The sequence below is a fragment of the Arsenicibacter rosenii genome (assembly GCF_001870735.1).
Lineage (GTDB): Bacteria > Bacteroidota > Bacteroidia > Cytophagales > Spirosomataceae > Arsenicibacter > Arsenicibacter rosenii.
The window spans coordinates 25,367-44,714 of sequence record NZ_MORL01000017.1; the positions used below are offsets into that span (position 1 = coordinate 25,367).

The 19,348-nt window shown below is 50.7% G+C and carries 17 protein-coding genes; all 17 read left to right on the forward strand.

Annotated elements, in window-relative coordinates; genetic code table 11:
- Positions 1–59: 59 nt before the first annotated feature.
- The 17 genes from BLX24_RS22295 (at position 60) to BLX24_RS22375 (ending at position 19,347) form a co-directional block, all read left to right on the forward strand.
- Positions 60–995: a PstS family phosphate ABC transporter substrate-binding protein gene (locus BLX24_RS22295; RefSeq protein WP_071505425.1), complete on the forward strand. Its 936-nt coding sequence runs from the start codon at positions 60–62 to the stop codon at positions 993–995.
- Between the two features lie 90 nt (positions 996–1,085).
- On the forward strand, positions 1,086–2,837 hold the full coding sequence (locus BLX24_RS22300; RefSeq protein ID WP_071505426.1) for a tetratricopeptide repeat protein: 1,752 nt from the start codon (positions 1,086–1,088) through the stop codon (positions 2,835–2,837).
- 171 nt (positions 2,838–3,008) lie between these two features.
- A complete protein-coding gene (locus BLX24_RS22305) occupies positions 3,009–3,590 on the forward strand; it encodes an adenylate kinase (RefSeq protein WP_071505427.1) in 582 nt (193 codons plus the stop codon).
- A 122-nt stretch (positions 3,591–3,712) separates the two neighbouring features.
- Positions 3,713–4,732, forward strand: coding sequence for a GTPase ObgE (gene obgE / locus BLX24_RS22310; protein ID WP_071505428.1), 1,020 nt, complete (start codon positions 3,713–3,715; stop codon positions 4,730–4,732).
- A gap of 40 nt (positions 4,733–4,772) precedes the next feature.
- Entirely contained in the window at positions 4,773–7,580 is a 2,808-nt protein-coding gene (locus tag BLX24_RS22315) for a T9SS type A sorting domain-containing protein (protein WP_229201872.1), read from the forward strand.
- Between the two features lie 141 nt (positions 7,581–7,721).
- Positions 7,722–9,890: a sialate O-acetylesterase gene (locus BLX24_RS22320; RefSeq protein ID WP_071505429.1), complete on the forward strand. Its 2,169-nt coding sequence runs from the start codon at positions 7,722–7,724 to the stop codon at positions 9,888–9,890.
- A 235-nt stretch (positions 9,891–10,125) separates the two neighbouring features.
- Positions 10,126–10,497, forward strand: coding sequence for an NADH-quinone oxidoreductase subunit A (locus BLX24_RS22325; protein WP_071505430.1), 372 nt, complete (start codon positions 10,126–10,128; stop codon positions 10,495–10,497).
- A 79-nt stretch (positions 10,498–10,576) separates the two neighbouring features.
- On the forward strand, positions 10,577–11,122 hold the full coding sequence (locus BLX24_RS22330) for an NADH-quinone oxidoreductase subunit B (RefSeq protein ID WP_071505431.1): 546 nt from the start codon (positions 10,577–10,579) through the stop codon (positions 11,120–11,122).
- A gap of 63 nt (positions 11,123–11,185) precedes the next feature.
- Positions 11,186–11,686: an NADH-quinone oxidoreductase subunit C gene (locus BLX24_RS22335; protein WP_071505432.1), complete on the forward strand. Its 501-nt coding sequence runs from the start codon at positions 11,186–11,188 to the stop codon at positions 11,684–11,686.
- 92 nt (positions 11,687–11,778) lie between these two features.
- Positions 11,779–13,020, forward strand: a complete 1,242-nt coding sequence (locus tag BLX24_RS22340; RefSeq protein WP_071505433.1) for an NADH-quinone oxidoreductase subunit D — start codon at positions 11,779–11,781, stop codon at positions 13,018–13,020.
- Between the two features lie 80 nt (positions 13,021–13,100).
- Entirely contained in the window at positions 13,101–13,601 is a 501-nt protein-coding gene (locus tag BLX24_RS22345; RefSeq protein WP_071505434.1) for an NADH-quinone oxidoreductase subunit NuoE family protein, read from the forward strand.
- Positions 13,602–13,611: 10 nt separating this feature from the next.
- Positions 13,612–14,952 carry an NADH-quinone oxidoreductase subunit NuoF gene (gene nuoF, locus BLX24_RS22350; RefSeq protein ID WP_071505435.1) on the forward strand — a complete coding sequence of 447 codons (1,341 nt, stop codon included), beginning with the start codon at positions 13,612–13,614 and terminating at the stop codon, positions 14,950–14,952.
- Positions 14,953–15,046: 94 nt separating this feature from the next.
- A complete protein-coding gene (locus BLX24_RS22355; protein ID WP_071505436.1) occupies positions 15,047–16,108 on the forward strand; it encodes an NADH-quinone oxidoreductase subunit G in 1,062 nt (353 codons plus the stop codon).
- 27 nt (positions 16,109–16,135) lie between these two features.
- Positions 16,136–17,299 (forward strand): NADH-quinone oxidoreductase subunit NuoH, encoded by a 1,164-nt coding sequence (nuoH, locus tag BLX24_RS22360; RefSeq protein WP_071505437.1) that lies wholly within the window; start codon positions 16,136–16,138, stop codon positions 17,297–17,299.
- A gap of 51 nt (positions 17,300–17,350) precedes the next feature.
- On the forward strand, positions 17,351–17,914 hold the full coding sequence (locus BLX24_RS22365) for a NuoI/complex I 23 kDa subunit family protein (RefSeq protein WP_071505438.1): 564 nt from the start codon (positions 17,351–17,353) through the stop codon (positions 17,912–17,914).
- Between the two features lie 75 nt (positions 17,915–17,989).
- On the forward strand, positions 17,990–18,508 hold the full coding sequence (locus tag BLX24_RS22370) for an NADH-quinone oxidoreductase subunit J family protein (RefSeq protein WP_071505439.1): 519 nt from the start codon (positions 17,990–17,992) through the stop codon (positions 18,506–18,508).
- A 92-nt stretch (positions 18,509–18,600) separates the two neighbouring features.
- Positions 18,601–19,347, forward strand: coding sequence for a hypothetical protein (locus BLX24_RS22375; protein ID WP_071505440.1), 747 nt, complete (start codon positions 18,601–18,603; stop codon positions 19,345–19,347).
- Position 19,348 lies beyond the last annotated feature (1 nt).

Below are 19,348 nucleotides of genomic sequence, written 5' to 3' on the forward strand. Positions count from 1 at the left end.
TACAGAAGATACATTAAACCATTGAGGTATTTTCTGCTCTAACAGATAACATGTATCTAATGAAAAACGGACTTAAAGGTGCTTGCCTGGCACTGTTGATGGGCGGTATTTCGGGGTGTTCAGGCGATAAGCCGCTCGACTCGCCCTCACGCGGGACCATTACCGTAGCAGTTGATGAATCGTTTAAACCATTGGCCATGCAATTGACCGATGCGTATTCCGGAATCTATCCGGATACTCATTTTGAACTGAAATACCGGCCGGAACGGGAATCAATTGCCATGTTGCTCAAAGACAGCGCACGGCTGGCATTTACGACCAGACCCTTGACCAGGCAGGAACAAATTGCCTTTGACCAGCAAAAGATCATAGGCAAAGCCGAAAAGATCGGAACCGACGGCGTCGCACTGATTGTAAGTAAGAACAACCGCGACAGTCTGATTACAATGGCAGAACTGAAGGCTGTTTTCAGCGGGCAGCTTACTCAGTGGCAACAATTGAAAGGAGCTACTGAAACAGGCCCGATCACCCTGGTATTTGACAATAATAATTCAAGTAATCTGGACTTTGTCCTGCGTACATTTTCGATTACTGATGTGAGTAAACTACGGATATTCACGACGCATTCTAACAAAGAAGTCATCGAGTATGTCCGTAAAAATCCGACAGCGCTTGGCTTCATCGGCGTTAACTGGATTAGCGACGGTGACAGCCCTTTGTCAGGCGAATTATCGGCCGATATGCGTGTTCTGGGGGTTTCTGATAAGGATAACCCTACTTCGATTAAAGACTATTATCAGCCGTTCCAACGGAATCTTGGTCTGCAAACGTACCCGCTGCGGCGGCCTGTGTATATCCTGAGCCGGGAGACCCACCCCGGTCTGGGTGGTGGATTGATCAATTATATTGCAAGGGACGCCGGTAGTCTGCTAATCGAAAAATTGGGCCTGTGGCCTGTTAAGCCATATAACCGAGAGGTTTATATCAGAAAGTGAGTAAATTTTTTGGTTTGCCCGCAATTTTTTAGATTTGCTTAATGTTTCTTAGTAACACAACTTTTTTCCCAATTTCTCAACCTGAATTGCATGATGAAAATGCATAAAAAGTCGCTTTTGGCGGCTCTGGTTATTGGTGCTATGTTTACAGCACCCGTGTTTGCGCAGGATGTACAGTCTGGTTTGAAAGACCTGGAATCGGAGCGGTTAGCGAAAGCGGAGCAAACTTTTACCCAACTGGCAACAAGTGCTCCCACTGCTGAAAATCAGTTCTATTTAGGTTATTATTACTTGCGTACTAATCAGCCTGACAAAGCAAAAGCTGCTTTCGAAAAAGGCCTGTCGATTGATCCTAAAAACGAATTAAATAACATTGGTTTAGCCGGTGTTGCGCTTGCCAAAAAGGATGCTCCTGCGGCTATTGCCCTTACTGATAATGCAGTGAAGGCAACGAAAAGCAAAAACATGGACGTTTTGTTCCGCGCCGGAGAAGTTTACACGCTGTTTTATGACGACAATGGCGTAAACGACCCTGCCAAAGCGTTATCTTATCTGGAAACCGCTGCTAAGCTGGACAAGAAGAATACAAATGCCGATATCAAAATGGCGATGGGTGATGCATACTTCATCAAAAATGATGGTGGCAGCGCCGTTAGCCGTTATGAGGATGCGCTGATGATCAGCCCTAACCTGGCAGAAGCAAACTATAAAATCGGTCGTCTGTATCTGCGCGGTAAGCAATACAAACTGGCTCAGGAATATTTTGACAAGGCAATTGCCAATGACCCTGAGTTTGCGCTGACATACCGCTCGCTGGCAGATGCATTAGCCGGTGCCCGTGCCTACAAAGGTGCTGCTAAAAACATGGAACTGTACGTACAGAAAAGTGGTACAACAGATCCGGAATACCTGACCAACGTAGCGAAGTTCTACTTCCTGTCTAACGATTACCTGAAGGCGATCAGCTATCTGGATCAGCTGAAAGGAAAAGTAAATGACCCGATCATTGACCGGATGTATGGCTGGGCTTATTCGGCACTAGGCAAAACAAGCCAGTCGATCGAGGCACTGAACCGCTTTATTGCCGCTGCTCCGAAAAAAGTACTGTATGATGATTATGTGTATCTTGGCCGTGCGTATGGTCAGCAGGGGACACCGGAAGGCGACTCTCTGAGCGTAGTATACTTACTGAAAGCAGCTCCTGAAGATACGGTTGATAACCTGTACCGCGAAGCCGCTCAGAAGCTCTACAGCATGAAGAAGTATGAGAAAGCCGGTAATATGTACCTGAAGTCAATCAGTGCGAATCGGGCTCCGGCAAAAGCCGATTACATCTTCAGTGGTGTATCTTTCTACACAAACGGCCTGCAGGCTGCCCGTGCTTATGCAAGTGACACGGCGATGGCCCGGACAGTACGTAAGCAGAACATGATGCGTACCGACTCCGTGTTTGCGAAACTGTCGGAGATTGACTCGGCTTATGCGTCGTCGTACTACTATCGTGCACAGGCTAACTACTATGCTGCGCCGACATCGGCAGAAGCCCTGAGCAACCGTGCATTCGTTCCGTATGCTGAGAAGTTTATCGCGCTGGCCAACAAAGAAATTGCGGCAGATGCCAGCAAACAGCAGCAGTACTCGAAGAACATTATTGCTTCTTACCGCCTGCTGATCGCAGATGCAATTGCTCAGAAAGACGATGCGAAAGCGAAAAACTACGCAACGGAAATTCTGAAGCTGGACGCTAATGACAAAAATGCAAAGGAACTGGTAGAAGGGCCTGCCGCACCGGCAACGCCTGCTACACCGGGCGCACCTGCTAAGCCGGTTAAGAAAAGCTAAGGGATAACCATTACAGAATGAAATAATGAAGGCAACCTCACAAGGGTTGCTTTCATTGTTTTATCCAATAAATAAAAAGACTAAGGTGATAGGATTGACAACTATTATTTTCGCGCTGGTATCTTAACTTTGCGAAAAAAAAGTTACGGACCTTCACCCACTTTTAGTCTAATGCTCAATCTTGTACTTTTTGGCCCTCCGGGCGCAGGCAAAGGCACCCAAAGCGAAAAGTTAATTGAAAAATACAAGTTAGTACACTTGTCGACCGGTGATTTGCTACGATCACAGATTGCCGCCGGAACGGAATTAGGCCTTAAAGCAAAGTCGCTGATGGATCAGGGAATTTTAGTACCTGATGAAGTTGTTATCGGCATGATTGACAGCAAACTGAACGAAAACCAAGCCGCTGCCGGTTTTATTTTCGACGGTTTCCCTCGGACAGTACCACAGGCAGAAGCACTGGATGTACTGTTAAGCCAGTATAACACAGCTATTACTACCATGGTAGCACTGGTCGTGGAAGAAGAAGAATTAACAAAACGGTTATTGCTGCGCGGGCAGACATCAGGCCGTCCTGATGATCAGAACGAATCGCTGATTCGCCGGCGCGTAACGGAATATAACGAAAAAACAATGCCTGTCGCTGGCTATTACGAGCAGCAAGGTAAGTACGTTGCCATTAATGGTATCGGCGAAATTGAAGCCATCTTCGGCCAGATTTGCGATGCGATTGAAGCGGCAGCGCAGTCATAGGCGAATCGACGGTTAACATAATCGCGTTAATAAAAGGCTTTTGATCCGGCAACCGGGTTAAAAGCCTTTTGTTACTCCATTATAATGCCCTGATAGCGCTGAGGGACAGGCGAAACAGAAAGATGGCATCTTCAAATTTTATTGATTACGTAAAAATAAATTGTCGCTCCGGAGCTGGTGGCGCCGGCTCTGTGCATTTTCGCCGCGAAAAGTACGTTGACAAAGGGGGACCCGATGGTGGTGATGGCGGCCGTGGCGGCCATATTATCCTGAAAGGCAATGCACAGCACTGGACATTGCTACATTTGAAATATCAGAAGCACATTAAGGCCGAATCCGGCTACGGTGGTGAAGGCGGTCGCCGGACCGGCGCTCAGGGTGAGGATGTATTTATAGAGGTTCCTCTGGGAACAATTGCCCGCCATGCCGAAACCAACGAACTCATGGCCGAAATCACTGAAGACGGGCAGGAGGTAATTCTGTTGCCGGGCGGTCGTGGCGGTTTAGGAAACTCCCATTTTAAATCGTCGACAAAGCAGGCTCCTGATTACGCACAACCCGGCGAACCGAAGCAGGAGGCCTGGATTATTCTTGAATTAAAGCTGTTGGCAGATGTCGGGCTTGTCGGCTTTCCTAACGCAGGTAAATCAACCCTGTTGTCTGTTTTGTCGGCAGCACGTCCTGAAATCGGCGATTATCCGTTTACTACCCTTGTTCCTAATCTGGGTGTTGTCTCATACCGCGATTATAAGTCATTCGTGATGGCTGATATTCCGGGTATTATTGAGGGCGCTTCTCAAGGCAAAGGACTTGGCCTGCGCTTCCTGCGGCATATCGAGCGTAATGCCGTTTTGTTGTTTATGATTCCGGCTACAGTCGAAGATATCGCTGCTGAATACAAAATATTGCTGAATGAATTACAGCAGTACAATCCGGAACTAATGTATAAGAAACGTCTGCTGGCCGTTTCAAAAACGGACCTGGTGACAGACGAAGAGATTGCAGCTCTTAAAAAAACGCTCCCGTCTAACCTTACTTGTGTCTTTATTTCAGCGGTTTTACAGCAAGGTTTAACTGAACTGAAAGATGCCCTCTGGCAGACAATTACCGATGTGCCTGAACTATTGCCGACACGGTCTTAGTATAGGTTATTGCTTTTAACTGTTTCAATTTTCCTGGTTTATGATCAAAACCATGCTTGTCTGGCTGGTAGGAGTGCTTGCGGCTGCTCCGTTGCTACTTAACGCTCAACAGATTCAGGTTACTTTCCCAACTACACGCGCTGTATTTCAGCGCAACAACGCCAATGCAGCCACACTGCGTATCGCCGGTTTTTATACCGTTCCAATAACGCGCATTGAAGCAAAGGTGACAGCCCGCGACGGGCAGGGAACAAGTACTGACTGGCGGGTGATTGAAGCAAATCCAGGCAAGGGGGTTTTTACCAATGACCTCCCGGATATCAAAGGAGGCTGGTATAACCTCGAAGTCCGGGGAATGAACAACGACCAGCAAGTGGGCTATACAATCGTCGAACGGGTTGGCGTGGGAGAGGTGTTTGTTGTTTCCGGTCAGTCAAACGGGCAAGGTATCGAAACACAGTTAAAAACAGCCCCAACGGCGGGTGATGATCGTGTAAATTACGTGTCTGCTACTTCAGATAAGCAGGATACGGCAGATCCGGGGTATCCTGAGTTCCGGCAGCTGAATCAGGATAATATCAACGGCCAGCCGTTTATCAGCCCTCGTGGCTATGGTGCCTGGTGTTGGGGTCTTTTAGGAGATCGGCTGGTGCAGCGTCTTGGTGTTCCGGTACTGTTTATGAATACCGCATGGGGGGGGACGTCAATCGGAAACTGGCGGGAAACGGCTGCCGGAGGAATCACTTATAGTATTTATGTAAACGGGTTGCCCTATCCGCAAGGTCAGCCTTATGCCAACCTGCGTATTGCGTTGCAGTTTTATACAAATTTACTGGGGGTTAGGGCGGTATTGTGGCATCAGGGCGAAGCAGATACCTATCTCGGAACCAGTACGGATGAATATGTCAGGAGCCTGCGGTACGTTATTGATAAAAGCCGGCAGGACATCGGAAAAAACCTGGCCTGGGTAGTCTCACGGGCATCTTACGAAAAAGACGGAGGCATACCAGGTGGAAAAACGCGGTCAGAAATTATCAATGCCCAGAATCAGATTATCGCGCAGGGAGGGAATGTATTTGCCGGGCCATTTACCGACAATATTCAGGTCCCCCGCAGCCGCGCACCTTATTTCGACGAAACTCATTTTGATGCGAATGGCCTCGTTGACCTGGCAAATGCCTGGAGCGCTAGTCTGGACGATAATTTCTGGAATAATTCGCAGCCGCAGGCCCCTGGCGGGCTGGCAGGCGTGTCTATTGATTGTGCCGGCAACAACAGCCTTGGTATTACCGTCAATGGCTCATACAGTTCAATTCTTTGGGAGGGGCTGAATGAAAATGGTCAGGTAGTCAGTCTGGATGCCGGTCAGCGGCTGGTAAAAGGGGGCAGCAACATTCGGTATCGGGCGAAGCTAAAAGACGGTCTTGGTAACACAAGCTATTCGGCAGCCGTCCGGATTGCCGCACCGCCCGCAGTGGCCCTCTCAGGACCCGCTACGTTTTGTGAAGGGGGAACGGTTAGCCTTTCTTCCAGCTACAATGCCAACATTGCATGGGTCAACCAGCAGACCAATGCCACGGTTTCGACAGCTCAGGCATTTACGACCAGTACATCCGGTAGTTTTTATGTGCGCTACCGCGATGTCAGCGGCTGCGATTTTACCTCGGATGTGCAGACAATCCGTGTGAATCCGTTACCCGCCGCACCCGCCATTACCAGTGATCGTCCGGCAACATTCTGTCAGGGAGAAAGCACAGCCCTGCGCACAAACACAACCGATGTGCAGTATAACTGGAGTAACGGGGAGCGCAATCAGACGATTGAGGTACGGCAGTCAGGTAATTATTTCCTTACCGTCACCGATCAGAATGGGTGTACGTCCACTCGCTCCAACGGGATTAATGTAGTGGTTAACAACCTGCCTCAGACACCGGTTATTCAGGCCAGTGGTCCGACAACGTTCTGCGCCGATCAACGGGTAACCCTAACCTCAACCGAAGAAAATACCTATCAATGGAGTAACGGACAGTCGAGCCGGAGTATTACCGTAAGCCAGGCAGGAGGCTATTCGTTACGGACCCGGAATGTGTTCAACTGTTTGTCGGCACCATCCAATGAAATTACGGTCAATGTAAATCCGTTGCCGGATGCGCCGGTTATTTCAGCACGTGGCCGCACCACGTTTTGCGACGGCAATCAGGTTGTATTAACCGCTGCCAGCCCGTTGAATGCCATCTGGTCAAGTGGAGTAACTACTCAGGAGCTGACGGTAAAAACAAGCGGAACCTTCACGGCGCGGGTTCAGGATAACAATGGTTGTCTGTCGCCGTTCAGCAATGCGATTGCCGTTGATGTGAAGCCATTACCAGCCACCCCGCAGTTACAACAGACAGGGACTTATACCATTGACGTAATTAATAACGAGCCGAATACAGGCTACAACTGGCGGTACAATACTGATTCCCTGACGGTGAAGACCCCTTCGGTCAAAGCCAACCGCTCCGGTAACTATTCGGCACAGGCCTACCGCGTTTATGCGTCGGATCTGACGTGCTATTCAGCGTACTCGTCGCTGCTGCCGTTTATTCTGATTGAAAACAATCAGGGCCTCAGTATTTACCCGAATCCCAGTACAGACAAGAAAATTACCATTGAGACGTTAACGGATGTAAAGAACGCTAACATCCGGATTTACACATTGGCCGGCCAGGAAGTACAGCTGTACACGGTTACGGATTTCTCCGTACGGCGTCCGTTCGATTTAAGTAATCTGCGTTCCGGCTTTTATATTATTCAGGTACAGGCTGCCGGATTTAATGTAGCAAAGCGGGTCTTCCTCGGTTTTTAGTCAGAACAGATACATGCTTGTCTTTAGGCATGTTACTTGCTGGATTGGTTATTTCAGCGCAAATGGTGAATTTTGCCAAAAGTGTGGCATTACCGAGGTGAGCGGTAGGAAAGGCGAATCAGTATTGTCATCGTAACAAGCATGAAAAACACTACTACCCAGAAGATTACATTTATTTTCGGGCTCCTTTGTGCATGTCTGATCCCGGCGTTCGCACAGACAACTAACCCGGTTGTTAAGATTACCTACCCCGAAACCCGGGCGGTTTATCAGCGGAATAACGATCAGACCAGTACAATTTATGTCTCGGGAAGTTACTATCAACCGATAGACAGCGTACAGGCCAGACTCGTAACTGAGGTGGCCGGTCAGGGCATTGATACCGATTGGCAGACGATTCAGCGGTTACCCTCAGGCGGCGTCTTTCAGGGCCCGGTCAGAGGCCGTACCGGTTGGTATCGGCTGCAACTCCGCGTCATGGCGGGCGGGGCGATTATCGGTCAGGACGAGGTGCGTAAGGTAGGTATCGGCGAGGTATTTATCGTTACAGGCCAATCAAATGCACAGGGGTTTCAGGATCTCGGTGCGGTCGGCGCAACCGATGACCGGGTAAACTGCGTGGCCTACGATAACACCGTGGCCAACTCCCTGGCAGACCCGCCTGCACCCTCGTTTCAGCAACTGACCAGCACCGCCATTATCGGTCCCCGCGGTCAAAGTGCCTGGTGCTGGGGCGCGCTCGGTGATCTGATTGCCAGACAGTATAACTGCCCGGTTCTGTTTATCAACACGGCCTGGTTCGGAACAACCAGCCGCAACTGGCGGGAAAGTGCCGATGGTAAATCAACCGTCTACTGGTTTAATAACTCGTTGGCCCTGCCGGCCGGAATGCCGTATGCTAACCTGATCATCGCGCTCCGTTACTATAACTCGCTGCTGGGCTTACGGGCCATTCTTTGGCAGCAGGGTGAAAACGATAACTATCCGCTGAACATTACCCGTGAAGAATACCGCGACAACATGCAGTATATCATTAACAAAACGCGGGTAGACGTTGGCGCTGGTTTTATCAGTGACCGCTATCCGGCCTGGGTGCTCGCGCGTTCATCGTATAACACCGGCCGGGTGAGTTCGAATGTGATTAATGCCCAGAACGATGTTATCAACACCTATAATAACAACGTACAGCCCGGGCCAGTTACAGATAACATTCAGATTCCGCGGCCGGGTGAGGATGTACACTTTGGCGGGGATGGCCTGCGTCAGCTGGCACAGGCCTGGTATCAGAGCATGAGCCCGACATTTTTTGTGAGCGCCTTGCCGGTATTGCCGCTGCCGCAACCGACCGTTGCTGTGGGTTGCGGACCCAACAACAACAGTGTTACGCTGACGTTGCCGGACGGCTATTCATCGTATGTCTGGAATAACAGTATTTCTGGAAAAACACTTACAGTGAGCTTACCCGGTTCTTACCGTGCCACTATGAAAGACCGCTTCGGCAATACCTTCCTGTCGCCCCTGGTCGAAGTAAAGGCCCCGATACTGCCGGCGGCCCCGGCTATTGCTCTGGCAAAATCAGCGTCTGTGGCAGCAGCAACCGATCAGCAGATCTGTGCTGACTCGGTATTACAGCTAACCGGTATAACAGATGTGGCGAACCGCCTGCAATGGAATGGCGGTCCGGTAACCAAGGTCTTAAATGTGGCTAGTCCCGGGAGTTTCACCCTGCAGGCGCTAAGCCCGTATGGTTGTCGTTCCGCGGCCTCAGCGCCGGTCAACCTGGTTGTCCGGCCGCGCTTGCCGCAACCTACCATCCGTCAGGTTGGCCCATATTCGCTGGAGGCGACGGTTCCGTTCAGCGTAACGGGAACGACGCTGACCTATGACTGGCGGCAGAATAACGCCTCGTTTGTTGCCAATCAGAATCAGTCGGTGGCGAAAGTGGCCATCAGCGGGGTATATACCGCCCGCTCCAAAGGTATTTTTACGCTGTCGAACGGCAATAGCCTGACCTGCGTCTCGAACTATTCGAATTCGGTTGATTATGTGATTGATCCGAATAACCGTGGGCTGGTGGTATACCCGAATCCGGCGACCTCACATCAGATTTCCGTCGAAACCCTGGAGGATCTGAAAAATGCTGATCTTCACATCTATACGCTCGATGGTAAACTGGTCTACTCGGAGCATTTTGATCTGTTCAATGTGCGCCGGACAGTAAACATGCAGGGACTGGCCGGTGGGCAGTATGTGGTACGGGTCAGAGCCCCCGGCTTTAATGTGGCGAAACGCTTTATTCTCACAAATTAAGGCGACAATGCGGAACGCCGGTGTAAGCCATGTTCCGGCTTTCAGTCTAAAAAATGCCCTTCAGACCGAAGGGCATTTTTTGTTTGGCCTTAGGTAGCAACTTCCGGTTTATGGTTGATTAAAGCGTAAAAAAAGGGTATATTTGATAACAATTTTGCCAGGCTAAACCACTGGCAGAACATCTGTCCGTGTTTAAATTATCACTAACTTGCGACGTCTTTCGCAATAAGTTATTATGAACGCATCTTACTTGCCGTCGGATTATCTCCCCGTACTGATTCAGCTAGGGCTCGCACTGGGTTTTATTATCACGACGATGATCGTAACGCACTCGATTGGCCCTAAGCGGAAAAGCCAGAAAAAAGACGATCCGTTTGAGTGTGGTATTCCTGTAGAAGGGGATGCCCGGACGCCTATTTCCATCAAATACTTCCTGATCGCTATTCTTTTTGTACTGTTCGACGTTGAAGTTATCTTCCTGTATCCATGGGCGGTTAATTTCAAAGGTCTGGGCGTCACTGGCTTTATCGAAATGGTATTGTTTATGGGGCTACTGTTAGCCGGCTTCTACTATATCATCCGTAAAGGCGTGCTGAAGTGGGAATAACGATTTACCTGTAACCTGCAAAACACCAGCCGGTGTATTTGCTGTTTACATTGTTCATTATCCATTTTACATTAGCATCATGGCATCAGACATAAAATTAGCCGAAGCGCCCCCCAGCTATGACGGCCCGGGGTTTCAGGCAACTTCATTTGACAAAATTATTGGTCTGGCCCGGGCGAATTCGCTTTGGCCTTTACCTTTTGCAACCTCTTGCTGCGGTATCGAGTTCATGGCGACCATGGCTGCCCGTTATGACATTGCCCGTTTCGGGTCAGAACGGATCAGTTTCTCGCCACGTCAGGCAGATATGCTCTTAGTGGCTGGTACCATTGCCAAGAAAATGGCGCCGGTTGTTAAGCAGGTTTATCTGCAGATGGCTGAGCCCCGCTGGGTGATTGCGATCGGTGCCTGTGCATCGAGCGGTGGCATTTTCGATACATACAGTGTTTTACAGGGTATTGACCGTATTATCCCGGTCGATGTGTATGTGCCGGGCTGCCCGCCACGTCCGGAGCAAATCCTCGAAGCCGTTATGCAGGTTCAGGAACTGGCCCATAACGAATCACTCCGCCGGCGCAATTCCGACGAATACCAGAAACTGCTGGCCTCGTACAGTATTCAATAGCAAAAGCGCGGAAGCCCCGTTATACGGGTTGCTTCCGCGCTTTTACTCATTCACTAACTGACAATGCTTACCAACGAAGAAGTAGCACAAGATATAATCCGGAAGTATGAGAACGCCGTCAGTGAATTCGATGACCCGTTTGGTCTGCTGACGTTCACCACGAACCGGGAAACAATTATTTCTCTGCTGGAATACCTCAGGGACCACGCAGCATTCCGGATTAACTTCCTGACAGATATTACCGCTATTCACTATCCGGATAGCCCCGATCGGGAATATTGTGTGGTGTATCATGCACACAGCCTGGTGCAAAACTTCCGGGTGCGGATCAAAGTATACCTGACGGAAGCTGATCTGCATATCCCGACAGCAACGTCACTGTACGCATGTGCCAACTGGATGGAGCGCGAAACGTTTGACCTGTTCGGTGTTATCTTCGACGGCCATCCCAATCTTCGCCGGATCCTGAACATGGACGAAATGGATTATTTCCCGATGCGGAAAGAATATCCACTGGAAGACAGCACCCGCCAGGATAAAATTGATGCGTTGTTTGGACGATAATAATTGAGTGATTGAGCCAATGAGTGATTGAGCGACACCTGTCGGCTCTGGGTCACTCAATCACTCAATCACAATTCGCTCAATAGAAGCAGATGACTACTGAAGAACTTGATTTAGCAAATAAAGCGGGTGTTCCGGCCCGGACCGACGAAGGACCGGTACAATATGTCAACGAACTGACAACGCTGAACCTCGGTCCAACTCACCCGGCAACTCATGGCATTTTCCAGAACATCCTGCAGATGGATGGGGAAAAAATCGTGTCGGGCGAGCAAACTATCGGATACATTCACCGTGCCTTCGAAAAGATCGCCGAACGCCGGCCGTTTTACCAGATTACCACCCTGACCGACCGGATGAACTACTGTTCGTCGCCGATCAACAACATGGGCTGGCACATGACCGTGGAAAAGCTGCTTGGCATTGAGGTGCCCAAGCGCGCCCAGTACATCCGTGTCATCATGATGGAACTGGCCCGTATTGCCGACCACCTCGTGTGTAACGGGATTCTTGGCGTAGATACCGGCGCGCTGACCGGCTTCGTATACCTGTTTGAAGAGCGGGAAAAAATTTACGAAATCTACGAAGAAATGTGCGGGGCCCGTCTGACGACCAACATGGGCCGGATCGGTGGCATGGAACGCGATCTGTCGGCAGAAGCTATCCGGAAAATCAAGAAGTTTCTTGCCGAATTCCCGAAAGTCCTCCGCGAATTCGAAAGCCTGTTAAACCGCAACCGGATCTTTATGGACCGGATTGTCGGTGTTGGCGGTATCTCGGCCGAGCGGGCACTGAGCTACGGCTTTACAGGGCCGAATCTCCGCGCTGCCGGGGTTGACTACGACGTGCGGGTGATGAACCCATACTCGTCGTACGAAGACTTTGAATTCGACATTCCGGTAGGGCAGAGCGGCGATACCTTCGACCGGTATATGGTCCGTAACGAAGAAATCTGGCAGAGTCTCCGCATCATTGAGCAGGCTATCAATAACCTGCCGGAAGGTTCGCACTTCGCCGATGCGCCACAGTACTACCTGCCTCCGAAGCAGGAAGTATATAAAAACATGGAAGCCCTGATCTACCACTTTAAGATTGTAATGGGTGAGATCGATGCACCGGTTGGTGAGGTATACCACGCCGTAGAAGGCGGTAACGGTGAACTGGGTTTCTACCTGATCAGTGATGGCGGGCGGGCGCCTTACCGGCTGCATTTCCGTCGTCCATGCTTCATTTACTATCAGGCCTATCCTGAGATGTGCAAGGGAGCTACCCTGTCGGACGCCATCGTTATCATGAGTAGTATGAACGTTATTGCCGGCGAGCTGGATGCATAAACCATTGAGTGATTGAGTGATTGAGTGACTACTGTGCAAGTGACCACTCAATCACTCAATCGCGCAATCACTCATTAACTATGACAACTGAAACAAACGCAAAGATAGAATTCACTCCTGAACGGCAGGTTTTGGCGAAAGAGATCATTGCCCGCTATCCGGAAGGAAAACAAAAGTCGGCCTTACTGCCGCTGCTGCACCTGGCACAGGAGCAGTGGGGGTGGACAAGTCCGGAGGTGATGGACTATGTGGCCGGCTTGCTGAGTATTGAGCCGGTTGAGGTATATGAAGTGGCCACATTCTATACCATGTTCCATCTGGATCCGGTCGGCAAGCACGTGATTGAATATTGCCGTACGGGCCCTTGCTGCCTGATGGGTGCCGAAGATGTTTATGCGCACCTGAAACAAAAATTAGGTATTGACGCCGGTCAGACAACCCCCGACGGGAAATTTACCCTGAAAGAGGTTGAGTGTCTGGCAGCCTGCGGTATGGGGCCTGTTTTCCAGATCCGCGAGCAATACTATATGCACCTGACCAATCAGCGGGTCGATGAGATTATTGAAGAACTGTCGAAATAAGCTTTGACCGATGGGAAAGAAAATTCTGCTTGAACATATTGACGTCCCTGGTATCGATACCTACGACGTCTACCGCAAACAAGGGGGCTATACGGCCGTTGAGAAGGCGCTGAAAACAATGACGCCTGACTCAGTGGTGGAAGAAGTTAAAAAAGCAGGTGTCCGCGGACGGGGTGGTGCCGGCTTCCCGATGGGAATGAAGTGGAGCTTTCTGGCAAAACCGGAAGGCGTTCCCCGTTATCTGGTGTGTAACGCCGATGAATCGGAGCCGGGTACATTCAAAGACCACTATCTGATGAAGCATATCCCTCACCTGCTGATTGAGGGGATGATTATTTCCAGCTTTGCACTGGGTGCCAATAAGTCGTTCATCTACGTACGTGGTGAGCTGATGTACGTCATCCGGATTCTGGAGAAAGCCATTGCCGAAGCGAAGGCTGCCGGTTTCCTGGGTAAAAATATCATGGGCAGCGGCTACGACCTTGAACTGGTTGTTCAGCCGGGCGGCGGTGCCTACATCTGTGGTGAAGAAACGGCGCTGCTGGAATCACTGGAGGGCAAACGCGGTAACCCGCGCAACAAACCTCCGTTCCCTGCCGTGAAGGGTCTTTATCAGTGCCCGACGGTAGTCAACAACGTTGAGTCGATCTCAACAACACCGTGGATTGTCAACAACGGCGGAGATGCCTATGCGGCAATCGGTATTGGCCGGTCAACGGGTACCAAACTGATTTCGGCTTCAGGGCATATCAATAAGCCGGGTGTTTACGAAATCGAACTGGGCGTTTCGGTAGAAGACTTCATTTATGCGGATGAGTGGTGCGGCGGTATCCGTCCGGGACATAAGCTGAAGGCTGTTGTGGCCGGTGGTTCATCGGTTCCGATTCTGCCTGCCAACCTGATTCTGAATCTGGCCAACGGCGATAAACGGCTGATGACCTACGAATCGCTGTCGGACGGTGGCTTTGCGACTGGTACGATGCTGGGTTCGGGTGGCTTCATCGTCATGGACGAAACGGCTTGTGTTGTCCGGAACACCTGGAACTTTTCCCGCTTCTACCACCATGAATCGTGTGGCCAATGCAGCCCATGTCGGGAAGGAACCGGCTGGATGGAGAAAGTACTGCACCGGATCGAGCACGGCCACGGCAGCCTGCACGACATTGACCTGCTGGTAGACGTAGCCAAAAAGATCGAAGGCAATACCATTTGTCCGTTGGGTGATGCGGCAGCATGGCCGGTAGGCAGTGCAATCCGCCATTTCCGCGACGAGTTCGAATGGCATATCAAGCATCCGGTTGAAGCGACGCAGCCGGGAGCCGTTTACCGGGGCGAAATGGCGCTGGTGTAACCGGTAAAGTGGTTCAGCCGATCGCTGTACATTTAAGTTGTATCAATTATAGGTCAGTTGACCGGACGGATCTGACCATCCGTTTTACATAATTATGGAAGATAACAAACCGCAACTAGTCAAAGTCACTGTCGATGGGATCGAGGTAGAGGTGGAACCGGGAACAACCATCCTGCAGGCCGCCCGTAAAATCGGTCCGGAAGTGGCGCCACCGGCAATGTGCTACTATCAGCCGCTTAAAGGCAGTGGTGGTAAGTGCCGTGCCTGTCTGGTGAAAGTCGCAGCCGGTTCGGCCAAAGATCCGCGTCCGATGCCGAAACTGGTCGCCTCCTGCATCACACCCGTTCAGGATGGTATGGTGGTTGAAAATACAACAAGTCCGCAGGTACTTGAAGCCCGTAAAGGGGTTGTTGAGTTTTTGCTCATTAATCACCCGCTCGATTGCCCGGTATGTGATCAGGCCGGCGAGTGCGACCTGCAGAACTTCGCGTTTGAGCACGGAGCGGCTAAAACGCGCTATGAAGAAGAGCGCCGTACGTTCGATAAACATGACCTTGGCCCCTATATCCAGCTGCACATGACGCGTTGCATTCTGTGCTACCGCTGCGTGTTTACGGCCGATCAGATTACCAACAAGCGGGTCCATGGCGTAATGAACCGGGGCGACCATGCCGAAATCAGCACGTACATCGAGAAGGCAATCGACAACGATTTCTCGGGCAACGTGATTGATGTATGTCCGGTAGGGGCCCTGACCGATAAAACGTATCGTTTCAAAAACCGCGTATGGTTCTCGCGTCCGGTAGATGCGCACCGCGATTGCCCGACCTGTTCGGGTAACGTAACGCTGTGGTATCGTGGCGAAGAAGTAATCCGCGTAACGGCCCGCAAAAACGAATGGAACGAAGTAAAAGAGTTTATCTGTAACACATGCCGCTTCGAAACGAAGAAAACCAGTGACTGGGTTATTGAGGGACCAACCAAAATTGCCCGCAGCTCGGTCATAACGGCTAACAAATACCGTGCTGATACGGTCAAGCCGGATTTTGTGTCGCGGATAGCAGCCGCTAACTACAAGCCGATCGACGATGCCCGGGATACCTCGCAACTGTCGATTCAGCAATTACCCCCTGAGCGGTTTGCCAACTCAAACTAACCTGTTGCCGGTTTATAATTTACAGACATGGACTTAACCATATTTATAGTAAAAAGCATCATTATCCTGGCTGTTTTCGGGATATCGCTGTTGATTGCTACGTACTCAACTTACGTAGAGCGGAAGGTCGCCGCCTTCATGCAGGACCGGATCGGGCCTGACCGGGCAGGCCCCTGGGGATTGCTTCAGCCGATTGCCGACGCCGGTAAAATGTTTTTCAAGGAAGACTTTATTCCGGCCCAGGCCAGTAAGTGGCTGTTTATCCTGGGACCTGCGCTGGCAATGTTAACGGCGCTGATGTCGAGTGCGGTTATTCCGTTCGGCGACAGCATCCGGTTCGACAACTACGACATTCCGGTACAGGGGATCGAAATCAACATCGGTGTTCTTTATATCTTCGGCGTTGTGTCGCTGGGGGTATACGGGATCATGGTCGGTGGCTGGGCCTCGAACAATAAATTCTCCCTGCTGGGTGCTATCCGGGCGGCTTCGCAGAACATCAGTTATGAAGTGGCACTGGGTCTGTCAATCATCGCGATTCTGATGATGTCGGGCTCTCTGTCTGTCCGCGCTATCGTAGAGCAGCAGGCCGAAGCCGGCTTTCTGGGCTGGAACGTGTTTACGCAACCGCTGGGCTTTATTATTTTCCTGACCTGTGCGTTTGCCGAATGTAACCGGACACCGTTCGACTTACCCGAGTGTGAAACCGAACTCGTTGGCGGGTATCATACCGAATACAGCTCCATGAAACTGGGTTTCTACCTGTTTGCGGAGTATATCAACATGTTCGTTTCGTCGGCATTTATTTCGTCGCTGTACTTCGGTGGGTATCACTATCCGTTTATGGAGCAGATCAGCAATGCTCTGACCAATTCACTGGGTGCGGTAACGGGCCATAACGTAGCTACGGCGATCGGAACGGCAGCGTTCTTCGGCAAGATTTTCTTCTTTATTTTCTTCTTCATGTGGGTGCGCTGGACTGTTCCGCGTTTCCGTTATGACCAGTTGATGAACCTGGGCTGGAAAATCCTGATTCCTTTATCGGTACTGAACATCATTGTCTCTGCCAGCGGGTTATTGTTCAACGGCATGAAGTACGCCTCATGGCTGATCGTTATTGTTGCAACGGTGCTGGCCATTATGTCGAACTCACGTGCTCCTAAAGGACAGGTTTCTCCGCAACGATCTTAAACGAGCCGGTCGGACACCTTCGGGTGTCTGACCCTAATCACTCATTAAAGTATGCAACTGACGAATCGTTCAAAGCAGGTTAGCAATAAAGAAATGACGCTGGCAGAGAAAATGTATCTGCCTGCGATTACGAAGGGTCTCGGCATCACGTTAAAGCACTTTTTCCTGAAGAAAGCCACGAAGCCTTACCCGGACGTTAAAACGTATCTGGGACCGGTGTTCCGCGGGCATCACGTTCTGAAACGCGATGAGCAGGGGCGTGAGCGGTGTACAGCCTGCGGTCTGTGTGCCGTGGCTTGTCCGGCCGAAGCCATTTCAATGGTTGCGGCCGAGCGTACAAAAGGCGAGGAAGCGCTCTACCGTGAAGAAAAATACGCAGCCGTTTACGAGATTAATATGCTGCGCTGTATTTTCTGCGGGCTTTGCGAAGAAGCTTGTCCGAAGCAGGCTATCTACCTCCGTCATGACCGGTTTGTTCCTGTCTTCTCGGACCGTGACGAAGTTATTTACGGGAAAGATAAACTGGTTGAAAAGTCAGATGACCGGTATGTCCGTACCAATCCGAACGTTCAGGCAACCCCAACGGAGCCAAGTCTTTCCCGTTCTGTTAGTTAAAAACAGGCGCGTGCAGACGGAGCCGGGTACCTCCCGGCTTTATTTGCATCGGGCTGAATAGATACGCTTTAAGAAATGAAACCTATCGAAATAGTTTTTTACGTACTCACCGGAATTACCCTGTTAAGTGCCATCACGGTTGTAACAGCGCGTAACCCGATCCACAGTGTACTGGCGCTGATCGCAACGTTCTTCTGCCTGTCGGGACATTATATTCTGATGAACGCGCAGTTTCTGGCTGCGGTAAACATCATCGTTTATGCCGGTGCGATCATGGTCTTGTTCCTCTTTACGATCATGTTCCTGAACCTGCGTAGAGAAGACGAAGAGTCAAAAACCAACCTCACGAAAATGGCGGCCGTTGTGGTCGGCGGTATTCTGATGGTTACGATGTTGCTGGTATTCCGCGCGGTTCAGCTGCCGGCGGTTAACGAAGGTAATTTCGATGCCAGAACCGGCCTGGTTGAGCAGCTCGGTATTATGCTCTACAGTGATTACCTGCTGCCGTTTGAGTTAGCATCAGTGCTGTTGCTTGTTGCGATGGTCGGGGCAGTCATGCTCGGCAAACGGGAAGCCGGCGATCGTCACTTCTGATATGCTGAACCGCCCGCAAGGCGGTTCACTTGTTTCTGGGGGTAACCAATCGGCCCGGAAAATAGTTGAGTTAAAAGTTGCCATTTGCTTTTATGCTCAACGTCGTTAAATATCTTCTGTTCACTATCTTCTGCTGCGTTTCCGGATGGGCTACGGCTCAGTCAACGGGACGTATCGAATTGCCTGTTGCCCCCGAAGATACCATGAAGGCAGGGCAAAATCTGCACCCCGTCGAACCCAAACTCATTGCCGAAACCGACCAGCGTTTTTTTGTCTTTAAGAGTCACCTGTTTCCCGGTCCCGAACGGCTGGTAACGCGCGTCTACGGAGTACGGGCCGGTGTTTTCTTTCCGTTTAATGTCAAGATCGGAGCAGGTGCCTACATATCTAATCAGCGCTTGTCAAGCTTCTGGGACGGGTACATATTGCAACGCCGGCAACTGGAGTATTTGACGCTGTTTGTAGAACCGTATTATTTCCGGCGCAAGTACTGGGAACTCAGTACGCCGCTTGAACTGGGTATAGGCCGCACACGCTATGAGCTTTATAAAGTAGCGGATTTGCAGCCGGAAGAAAAACGGAGTGTTGCCTATCCGATGGGAATCGGAGTAACCGTTGCGCTGAAGTCACAGGCATTCCATCGGTTCCGGCCGTTCCGGTGGCTAGGTTTCAATGCCGAAGTCGGCTACCGGCTGACCTTACAGCCGGATATTCCGAAAGCACCGATTTCATACAACGGATTTTATTACTCAGCCGGCCCGACGTTGCTTGTCAGCCGGATGTATGCCGACTATAAGGCATGGCGCGCAAAGAAACAGCGGCTAAAGAAAAAGAAATAAG